At 72.5% G+C, this 7,470-nt stretch carries 7 protein-coding genes; 2 read left to right on the top strand and 5 right to left on the bottom strand.

The window, feature by feature from the left end:
* Window positions 1–130: 130 nt before the first annotated feature.
* Window positions 131–1,051 carry a TauD/TfdA family dioxygenase gene (locus ABD223_RS30530; protein ID WP_344040072.1) on the top strand — a complete coding sequence of 307 codons (921 nt, stop codon included), beginning with the start codon at window positions 131–133 and terminating at the stop codon, window positions 1,049–1,051.
* A 10-nt stretch (window positions 1,052–1,061) separates the two neighbouring features.
* Here the strand turns inward: ABD223_RS30530 and ABD223_RS30525 are convergent, their stop codons facing one another.
* Window positions 1,062–1,721, bottom strand: a complete 660-nt coding sequence (locus ABD223_RS30525) for a TetR/AcrR family transcriptional regulator (protein WP_344040071.1) — start codon at window positions 1,719–1,721, stop codon at window positions 1,062–1,064.
* 106 nt (window positions 1,722–1,827) lie between these two features.
* Between ABD223_RS30525 and ABD223_RS30520 the strand changes: the two genes are divergently transcribed.
* Window positions 1,828–2,283, top strand: a complete 456-nt coding sequence (locus ABD223_RS30520) for a YybH family protein (RefSeq protein ID WP_344040070.1) — start codon at window positions 1,828–1,830, stop codon at window positions 2,281–2,283.
* A gap of 67 nt (window positions 2,284–2,350) precedes the next feature.
* Here the strand turns inward: ABD223_RS30520 and ABD223_RS30515 are convergent, their stop codons facing one another.
* The 4 genes from ABD223_RS30515 to ABD223_RS30500 all read right to left on the bottom strand — a co-directional run bounded on the left by ABD223_RS30515 (window position 2,351) and on the right by ABD223_RS30500 (window position 7,251).
* Window positions 2,351–2,953: a class F sortase gene (locus ABD223_RS30515; protein WP_344040069.1), complete on the bottom strand. Its 603-nt coding sequence runs from the start codon at window positions 2,951–2,953 to the stop codon at window positions 2,351–2,353.
* On the bottom strand, window positions 2,950–4,074 hold the full coding sequence (locus ABD223_RS30510; RefSeq protein ID WP_344040068.1) for a vWA domain-containing protein: 1,125 nt from the start codon (window positions 4,072–4,074) through the stop codon (window positions 2,950–2,952). Before ABD223_RS30510 ends, ABD223_RS30515 begins: the two co-directional genes overlap by 4 nt.
* Window positions 4,075–4,267: 193 nt before the next feature.
* On the bottom strand, window positions 4,268–4,819 hold the full coding sequence (locus tag ABD223_RS30505; RefSeq protein WP_344040067.1) for an EF-hand domain-containing protein: 552 nt from the start codon (window positions 4,817–4,819) through the stop codon (window positions 4,268–4,270).
* Between the two features lie 116 nt (window positions 4,820–4,935).
* Window positions 4,936–7,251: a molybdopterin-dependent oxidoreductase gene (locus ABD223_RS30500; protein WP_344040066.1), complete on the bottom strand. Its 2,316-nt coding sequence runs from the start codon at window positions 7,249–7,251 to the stop codon at window positions 4,936–4,938.
* Window positions 7,252–7,470 lie beyond the last annotated feature (219 nt).

The raw sequence follows: 7,470 nt of genomic DNA, 5'->3' as shown, positions 1-7,470 counted from the left end.
CCGGCCCCGGCGCCCGCCGGGCACGCACGACCGCACCACGGCTCTTCGCACGACCGCACCACGGCTTTTCCCAGAACCGCGCCGCGGGGACCCGTCCCCGCGGCGCGACCACCGATGAGGAGGACCGACCGTGCCCACTGACCTGTGGCAGCCCCACGAGATCTCCGGCCGCGACGTCGGCCCGGTCGAGGACCTGCTGTCCGACCACGACCACGTCGACCGCCTGCTCGCGGAGCACGGGACCCTCGTGTTCCGCGGGTTCGGCGTCACCGAGCCGGCCCTGACCCCGGTCCTGGACCACCTGCTGCCGGACCGGTTGGCCTACGTGCACGGCAACTCGCCGCGCACGAAGGTCGGCGGCAACGTCTACACCTCCACCGAGTACCCGCCCGAGTTCACCATCTCGATGCACAGCGAGCTGTCCTACGCCCACACCTGGCCCAGCCGCCTGCTGTTCTACTGCGCGCGTGCGCCGGAATCCGGTGGCGCGACCCCCGTGGTGGACTGCGCCGGGTGGCTGGCGGCGCTCGACCCGGACGTCCGCGAGGCCTTCCGCGGCGGGATCCGCTACACCCAGAACCTCCACGACGGGTTCGGCCTCGGCAAGAGCTGGCAGGACACGTTCGAGACCGGGGAACGCGCGGACGTCGACTCGTTCCTGGCCACGACGGGGGCGGACTGGTCCTGGCAGGACGACGGCGGGCTGCGCGTCAGCCAGGTCCGACCCGCCACCACCGTCCACCCGGTGACGGGGGAGGAGGTGTGGTTCAACCAGGTCGACCAGTGGCACCCCGCCGCCCTCGGCGACGACGTCGCCGCCGAACTGGCGCAGCTCCTGCCGCCGGAGGAGCTCCCGCAGTCGGTCACCTTCGCCGACGGCGAGCCCATCCCGGCCGAGCACGTGCTCCACGTCCGGGAGCGGGGCCTCGCCCTCGCGATCGACGTCGAGTGGGCCGCCGGCGACTTCATGCTGGTCGACAACGTCCGCGCCGCGCACGGTCGACGGCCGTACACGGGCGCCCGCCGCGTCCTCGTCGCGATGTCGAGCTGATCGGCGGGGCTCAGCGCGCGGAGGCCAGTCCGGTCGCGGTGGCGGTGATCATGCGTCGCAGCGTCGGGCGGAACGGCGGGAACACCCGTGCGATCTCCGGTTCGCGGTCGTAGAGCTGCCGCAGCGCCCGGGGGGGACGGGTCTGCGGGAACAGCTTCGCGACGAACGCGCCGGCCGCCATGACCAGGGCAGCCCCGTCGGTGTCGGTCAGCTCCGGGCAGGCGGTGGCGATCTGCCGGCCGACGGTGAAGTAGGTGTCGATGGCCCACAGCTTGTAGGCCCGCAGGGCCTCGATCGAGACGTTGTGCTCGAACATCGTCTCGGTGTGGATGGTGAGGTCGCAGTACAGCGGGCGGTCGGCGTAGGCGTCGGCGAGCGCGGTCGCCACGGCGGAGGAGCCGTTCGCCCCGTGCAGCCCGGCGCCCGCGGCGGCCGCCCAGTCCGCGCCTTCCCGCATCGTGAGCTGGAGGTAGATCTCCTCCCGGGTGCCGAAGTAGCGCAGCACGTTGGACTTGGCCTGCCCGACCGCGGTGGCGATGTCGCCCAGGCTGACCCTGGCCACGCCCGAGTCCCGCGCGAGTTCGGCGGCGGTCGCGAGGATCGTCTCGCGCCGCTGGGTCTTCTGCTCCGGGCGCCTGGCCCGCTGGAACGCCTCTCCCATGACGGCCATCACCCTAGTCGCGCGCTTAGCGGAACGCCGTTCCCTTGTTAGAAGAACACCGTTCCTCTAACATCGGGGCCGATTCCGCCCCACCACCGCTCCGAACGGCAGGTTCATGACCACCGGCACCGACCTCGGCCAGATCATCGACGCCTTCGTGTCCGCCTTCAACGACCCGGAGCCCGACCTCGACCGGGTCATGTCCTTCTTCGCCGAGGACGCCCGCTACCTGCCCGGTCACGGCCCCGAGCTGCGCGGCCTCGCGGCGATCCGGGCGGAGTTCGCGCCGCAGTTCGCCGGCCGCTACGGCGCGATGACCTTCGACGTGTACGACCAGGTGATCGACGAGTCCCGCGGCCGGGCCACGATCCGCTGGGCGTGCCGACTGGACCTGACCGGCGAGCGCGGTCGGCGCGCGATCGCACCGCTGCGGTGGTTCGCCCGGATCCGCTACGGCGGCCGCGTGCAGTGGCACGGCCTGGACGTCTTCCACTTCGACACCGCGGGGCGGATCACCGGCAAGTTCACCTACGCGACGTTCCGCCTCCCCCTCTGGGAACGGGGGCGCTGACGAATCCGCCGCGACGCCGCCGGCTCGCCGGCCGCGCCCCGCCGCCGGCAGGGCGCGGCCCCGTGCCTCAGGCGAGGTCGGCGTAGGCGATGACGTTGTCCCGGTAGTCGCCGGTGGCGGGGTCGAAGGCGCCGCCGCAGGTGATCAGGCGCAGTTGCGGGGTGGTGGTCTCGCCGTAGACGGCGTCGGTGGGGAAGTGGTCCTTGGCGACGCGGTCGACCCGGCTGACGGTGAAGGTGGCGGTGGTGTCGTCGTGGCGGGTGACCTCGACGCGGTCGCCGCTCTTCAGCTCCGCGAGGTCGTGGAAGATGCCGGGTCGGCCGTGGCCGTCGACGTGGCCGAGCAGGACGGCGGGGCCGGGGTCGCCGGGTGCGGGGCCGTGCTTGTACCAGCCGGCCTGGAGGGGTTGCTCCAGCGGCGGGACCTCGGCGGTGCCGTCGGTGTTGAGCCCGAGCGGGATGAGGCTGGAGCGGGCGCCGAGGGCGGGGATGCGCACCTCGACCGGTGCGGCGGCGGACACCGCCGGTGGTTCCGCGGCGGTGGGGTGCCCGGCGGCCTGCCCGGTCGGGCCGTCGTCGCCCGGTGACAGGAGCAGGCCCGTGGTGAGCAGGCCGGCGATCAGCAGCGCGGCCGCGGCGGCGGCGATGATCGCGCGCTTGCGGGCGGTCACGGCGCCGCCGTCCCGTCACCGGTGTCCACGCCGCCGCGCGGGATGACGCTGACCTGGCGGTTGCCGGGCAGCGCCGCCGCAGGTGGCGGGTTGCCGGGGCTGGTCGGGGTGGCACTCGTGGACGGGCTGGTGGTCGTGGTGGTCGGGGTGGTGCCGGTGGTGGGTTCGAGGATGATCACGTTGGTGCAGTCGGTGACCTTCCCCGCCCCGACGTGGTCGGTGCCGTGGGCGGTGACGCACAAGGGGTGGTCGCCCACGTCCAACGGCGGGGTCTCGACGGTGTAGCGGACCTGGCGGGGGCCGGGCTGGGGCAGGGCCGGGGTGATGTCGGTGATCGGCAGCTCCGGGCCGCCGTCCACGGTCAGCGTCAGGCGTTGCAGCTCGGAGGGGAACAGCGTCCCCAACGCGGCCGGCAGGTCACGGATGTCGGGGGCCTGGACGCAGGCCCCGCCGGTGACGTCCGACATGCGCTTGAGGCTGCGCGCGCCGCCGCTGCAAGTGGCGTCCGGGCCGAAGGCCACGGTGTGGACGTCCACCCGCTCGGGCACCTCGGCCAGCGCGCCCTCGAAGTCCTCCAGGGTGTGGTTGTCGCGCCCGTCGGACAGGAAGATCATGATCGATCGCGGTTCGGGCATCGCGCTCGCGACCTCGTTGCCCGCCCTGAGCCCCGCGGTGAAGTTGGTGCTGCCGTCCTGCCACGGCAGGGCCGCCAGCGCGTCGTGGAACCGAGGACCCGCCGCGGGCCCGGTCCAGGCGGCCCGCGCCCCGGTGGAGAACGCGACCAGGCCGACGGTGCCCACCCCCGGGTACGGCTGCTGCGCCACCTGCCGGTGGAAGTCGCCGACGGCCTGCTTCTCGGCGTCCCACCCCCTCTGGGTGAGGCTGCCGGAGCTGTCCAGCACGTACACCAGCGACGTCGGCGTCGCCGCCGCCTTCGTGCCGATCGACGCCGTGCCGACCACCGTGGTGGCGCCCTTGGGGATCACCGTGTCGGGTAACGGCGTCTCGATGTCCACCGCGATCCCGATCCCGCCGGGCAGGGCGCCGTCCACGGCGCCCGCCGGCGCACCGCCGGCCAGCACCAGCGCAGCGGCGGCCAGCCCCGCTCCGAGCCTTCTCATCCGTCATGTCCTCACGTCGTGGGAGTTGCCCTCCCCCAACGAGCCCCAGGAGTACGCGGATATCGTCCGAACGGGTGCAATCACCAGCCACCGCACGGAGAAGTGACCACCGCTCACGCTTGTCGAACGGTGCGGCCGCGGTATCCGGCAGGGCCCCGGGCCACCGAGGTCCGGGGCGGTGCGGCACGGCCTGTCAGCCGGCGATCCTGCCGAACAGGTGCGCGGCGGGGGCGTCCGGGTCGTCGCCGTAGAAGAACTCCGCGAGAGCCTGGTGGAACTCGGCGCGGTTCAGCCCGCCCGAGCCGTCCAGGTCCAACGCGTGGAAGACCGCGGCGCAGTCCTCCCCGGGCACGTTGCCCGCCCGGCCGAAGATCTCCCCGAACTCCGCCTGGTCGATCCTGTCGTCCCCGTCGAGGTCGACCAGGTCGAAGTAGCAGTCGGCCACCGGCCCGACCTGCTGCGGGTACAGGTCGGGATCGGCCAGCGCCCGCCGGAAGCCCTCGGTCATCTCCCGCAGGTCGACCTCCCCGTCACCGTCCTGGTCCATCGGCGCGATCACGCCGGCCCAGAACGCGTCCAACCCCTCGGTCAGCCGGCGGGCGGTCTCCGACCCCGACGCGGCGCCACGGGCCGCGATGTAGCGCTCGCCCATCAACCGGACGTCCTGACGGGTGATCACCCCGTCGCCGTCGACGTCCGCGCCCTTGAACCACTGGCGGTACTTGAGATCCCGAACTCCAGTCATGGTCGCGCAACGTAATGAGGCATTCGCGGGACACCCGGGTGACGCGACCACAGGGGAGATCGAATCACTCGTTCGGGTGATGCCGCCGTCGTGCCCGCAGACGGCGGCATCACGCGTCAGCCGGGTGGCACGAGGTCTGGTGGTGCGAAGGCGAGCACGTCGGGAAGGGGGCCGTCGTAGGGCTCGACGTCGACCAGCGCGCTGTTGGCGCTGGGTCCTTGGGACAGGCGTGAGCACGGTCGGTCCGCGGTGAGGGCGTTCGGGTTGCCGTGGCGGTCCAGCGTTCCGCTCAGGCCCGGCTGGACCGGGTCCCACCACGCGCCCGTGGACAGTTGCACGACGCCGGGCATGACGTCGTCCGACAGGACCGCGCCCGCGAGGCAGCTGCCCCGGTCGTTGTGGACGCGCACGACCATGCCGTTCTCGATGCCGCGCGCCGCGGCGTCCGACGGGTTGATCGCCACCGGCTCGCGGCCGCGGATCTTCGAGGCGAGGCTGTGGCCGCCGTTGTCGTACTGGCTGTGCAGGCGTGAGGCGGGCTGGTTCGAGATCAGGTGCAGCGGGAACCGGTCCGACAGGTCGGCGCCGAGCCACTCCGCCGGTTCGTACCACTTCGGGTGCCCGGCGCAGTCGTCGTAGCCGAACGAGTCGATCTCCTCCGAGAAGACCTCGATCCGCCCAGACGGCGTGGACAGGGGGAAGCGCCCCGGGTCCGAGCGGAGGTCCTCGAAACTGCCGGGGAACGGTCCGGTCAACGCCGGCAGCTCGGCGGTGGAGTTCCGCCAGAAGTCGTCGAAGCCCGGCAAGGCGGCATCGTCGCCGAGCGCGGCCTTCGTCCGCTCGTAGAGGTGCCGGACCCAGTCGACCTCCGAGCGCGACTCCGTGAACTCCCGCTCGAACCCGAGCCGGGAGGCCAGGGCGGCGAAGATGTGGTGATCGGTGCGCGACTCGCCCGCCGGCTCGCGGACCTTGGGCATCGCGACGAGGTGGGGGTCGGAGAAGCCGGCGGCGAAGTCGTCGCGCTCCAGGCTGGTGGCGACCGGGAGCACGACGTCCGCGAACTTGGCCGACGTGTTCCACCAGGCTTCGTGGACCACCACCGTGTCGGGGACCTGCCAGGCGCGGGTCAACCGGTGGAGGTCCTGGTGGTGGTGGAACGGGTTCCCCCCGCACCAGTAGATCAAGCGGAGCTCGGGCAACGTGAGGCGCCTGCCGTCGTAGTCGATGACCTCGCCCGGGTGCAGCAGGGCATCGGCGATCCTCGCGACGGGGATGAAATCCGGGACCGGGTTGGGGACCTCGGGCATCGCCGCCACGAAAGGACGGCCCGGGGCGACACCCGTCGCGTCCATCGTCGCGTACCCCGCGCCCCAGCCGCCGCCGGGCCGGCCCATCGAGCCCGCCATGGCGGCCAGCACGACGGACATCCAGATCGGTTGTTCGCCGTGGTCCGCCCGTTGCACCGCGTAGTTGACCATGATGAGGGAACGCCGGGTGGTGAGGCGGCGGGCGAGGTCGGTGATCGCGTCACGACCGATGCCCGTGATCCCCGCCGCCCAGGCGGCGTCCTTCCGGATGCCGTCGAGGTCGCCGACCAGGTAGGAGGCGAAGCGGTCGAACCCGACGCAGCACCGGCGGAGGAAGTCCTCGTCGTGCCACCCGTTGACCAGCATCGTGTGCGCGATGCCGAGCATCGCGGCGGTGTCGGTGTTGGGGACGACGGGCAGCCACTCGGCGTCGAGGAAGCCGGCGACGTCACCGCGGATGGGGCTGATGTTCACGAACCCCACCCCGGCCTCGCGGCACCGCCGTTGCAGGTCCTGCGTCTGGTGCCTGGCCAGCCCGCCGGGGTTGATCTGGCTGTTCTTGAGGGCCAGCCCCCCGAACGCCACCACGAGCTCGCAGTTCTCGGCTATCTCGCCCCACATCGGCATCCGGCTCTGGTAGCTCCACGGATGACCGCCGATCACCCGGGGGAGGATGACCTCCAACGCCGCGGTGCTGTAGGTGTTGCGGGAGTCGGTGTACCCGCCGTCCAGCGCCAGGAACCGGTGGAGCTGTCCCTGCGCGTTGTGGAACCTGCCCGCGCTCGCCCAACCGTAGGACCCGCCGAACACCGCGCTGTCCCCGTGCCGTGAACGAACTCGACGGAGTTCATCGCTCACCAGCGTGAGCGCCTGGTCCCAGCTCACCTCCACGAAGGCGTCCGCGCCCCTGGCCGCGCCGTGAGCGCGAGGCTCGCCGTTCAGCCAGCCCCTGCGCACCGCGGGGCGCAAGACCCGGGCGCTGTCGTCGGCGGCGGTCACCATCCCGGGACCGATGGGCGAGGGAGCGGGGTCGTCGCGCCGCGGCTCGATCCGCACTAATCGGCCGGAATCGACCACGGCGACGAAACTGCCCCAGTGCGTCGCGATCGACCTGCGTTGTTCCATGGTGCACCAACTCCGCCTCTGGATTTCCCCGGAGTCGCCGTCCCGCCCTCCGGCCTGCCGCACGGTGCGGTTCTCGGCCGGCGACGTGGCACCCACGGTAGCCCCGACCAGGCGGCAACGCCGACAGGTTCGGGGCGTGACATGTCGGGCCGGAGTGGCGGCGCGATGGGCCGCCCGCGTCCCGGCGGTCCGTACCGCCACGGGAGATCGCCGAAGCCC

Source organism: Saccharothrix xinjiangensis (assembly GCF_039527585.1).
GTDB lineage: Bacteria > Actinomycetota > Actinomycetes > Mycobacteriales > Pseudonocardiaceae > Actinosynnema > Actinosynnema xinjiangensis.
The sequence above is the reverse complement of the archived record's forward strand: the minus strand, read 5'-3'. Positions and strand labels throughout refer to the sequence as shown.

Coding starts and splice junctions, on each gene's coding strand:
- ABD223_RS30510 (WP_344040068.1), bottom strand. CDS start 4,074: ATGAGAAGGCTCGGAGCGGGGCTGGCCGCCGCTGCGCTGGTGCTGGCC.
- ABD223_RS30525 (WP_344040071.1), bottom strand. CDS start 1,721: ATGGCCGTCATGGGAGAGGCGTTCCAGCGGGCCAGGCGCCCGGAGCAG.
- ABD223_RS30500 (WP_344040066.1), bottom strand. CDS start 7,251: ATGGAACAACGCAGGTCGATCGCGACGCACTGGGGCAGTTTCGTCGCC.
- ABD223_RS30505 (WP_344040067.1), bottom strand. CDS start 4,819: ATGACTGGAGTTCGGGATCTCAAGTACCGCCAGTGGTTCAAGGGCGCG.
- ABD223_RS30520 (WP_344040070.1), top strand. CDS start 1,828: ATGACCACCGGCACCGACCTCGGCCAGATCATCGACGCCTTCGTGTCC.